The sequence below is a fragment of the Rhizobacter sp. genome (assembly GCF_031412495.1).
GTDB lineage: Bacteria > Pseudomonadota > Gammaproteobacteria > Burkholderiales > Burkholderiaceae_C > Schlegelella_A.
On the sequence record NZ_JANODC010000135.1, the window covers coordinates 1 to 1,585 of the forward strand.

The window sequence follows — 1,585 nt, forward strand, 5'->3', positions numbered from 1 at the left end:
GAAGTAGAGGAGAGCGTCCGGCCCCTGGCGGGCGCGGACCGTGGCGAACACCTGCCTTCCCTCGACGGGCAGGGTGGCCAGCGTCGTCCCGGCGGGCGAGGATCGCGGCTGCGGGAAGTAGATCAGCGAGCGCTGGAAAAAGAACAGGGCCGCGCACAGGCCCAGGTAGACGAGGACGGCCAGGGCGATGAAGGTGAGCATGGTGCGGCGCATGCGGCGATCACGAAGCGGGCCGAGCCCCAGCCTACTTCTCGGCGACGACGACGTGCGCCTGGATGCGGCCCTCGATCGCTCCCGTTCCGAAACGGCTGGCGAGGGCGATCGTGGCGGCCTCGGTCGCCTCGTCCATTCCTGCCGGGTTGCGGGCCTCGATCTCGTGGCGCAGCGGCGTGCCCTGGCAGAAGGCGACGGCCGGGTGGCGCGGCGATGGCGCGCGGCTGCGCAGGGGCAGGGTGGTGAGCTCGATCGGCCGCGTGAACCCGCCTCGCTCGAGGTCGCCCGCGATCCTCGTCGTGTCGCAGTAGCCGTGCGGCGTGCGGGCGAGGAAACGAGGCGGATCGGCCGGATACAGGGTCTCGAGCGCGCGCGTGACGACGTCGGCGAACTCGTTTGCCTCGATCGCGTCCCAGGCATTGAAGACGAAGGCGCCGCCGGCACGGAGCACGCGTCTCGCTTCCGCGAAGGCCCGCGCCTTGTCAGGAAAGAACATCACGCCGAACTGGCAGGCGACGACATCGAAGGACGCATCGGCGAAGGGAAGCTGCATCGCGTCCGCCTGGCGCCACTCCACTGCGCGTTGCGTCCCAAGGCTCGCCGCGTGATCGAGCATCGGCTGGTTCAGGTCGGTGGCGACGACGAGCGTGTCGGCGGGCAGCGAGCCCACCAGATGCCGCGTCACCACGCCGGTGCCTGCGGCGATCTCCAGCACCCGCGACGGCTGGCGCACGGCGACGCGGCCGGCGAGGTCGACCGCGTAGGGCTCGAAGATGAGCGGCACGAGGAATTGCTCGTAGAGCTGGGGAATCGAGCCTGCGAATGCCTTGTCGGACGGCCTCACCTGGTTCCTTCGGAAGTGACGAGCTCGACGATACGCGCCGACACCGACCGGCCCTCGATCACGAGCTCCGCCGCCGCGATCGGCAGCCTGAAGCGGCGCGGCCCGGCGCTGCCGGGGTTGACGAAGAGGGCGCCGTGGCGGTGCTCGATGAGCGGCTTGTGCGAGTGGCCCGAGACCACGACGTCGATGCCGGCTTGCACGGGATCGATGTCGAGGCGGGCCAGGTCGTGGATCGCGCACAGCTTGATCTCGCCGACGGTGACGATCTCGACCTCGCGCAGGTCGCGGGCCCATTCACCGCGATCGTTGTTGCCGCGCACGGCGGTCAGCGGCGCCAGTCGGCAGAGCTCATCGAGGATGGCCGCGTCCATGATGTCGCCGGCGTGGACGATGTGGTCGCAGCCGCGCAGGAAGGCGGTCGTTTCCGGACGCAGCAGGTTGTGCGTGTCGGAGACGAGACCGACCCGGATGCGGGCGACTTCGGGCATGCGGGAAGCGGCAGCTCAGCGCTCGAGCCCGGCGATCGAG

At 70.2% G+C, this 1,585-nt stretch carries 2 protein-coding genes and 1 pseudogene; all 3 read right to left on the bottom strand.

Features of this window, described 5'->3' with window-relative positions:
- A pseudogene (locus tag AC30N0_RS05015) lies at window positions 1-213 on the bottom strand (hypothetical protein); the annotation flags it as partial.
- 31 nt (window positions 214-244) lie between these two features.
- Window positions 245-1,057 (bottom strand): class I SAM-dependent methyltransferase, encoded by an 813-nt coding sequence (locus tag AC30N0_RS05020; RefSeq protein ID WP_489516833.1) that lies wholly within the window; start codon window positions 1,055-1,057, stop codon window positions 245-247.
- Window positions 1,054-1,545, bottom strand: coding sequence for a metallophosphoesterase family protein (locus tag AC30N0_RS05025; RefSeq protein ID WP_489516834.1), 492 nt, complete (start codon window positions 1,543-1,545; stop codon window positions 1,054-1,056). The genes AC30N0_RS05020 and AC30N0_RS05025 overlap by 4 nt, the downstream gene beginning before the upstream one ends.
- Window positions 1,546-1,585 lie beyond the last annotated feature (40 nt).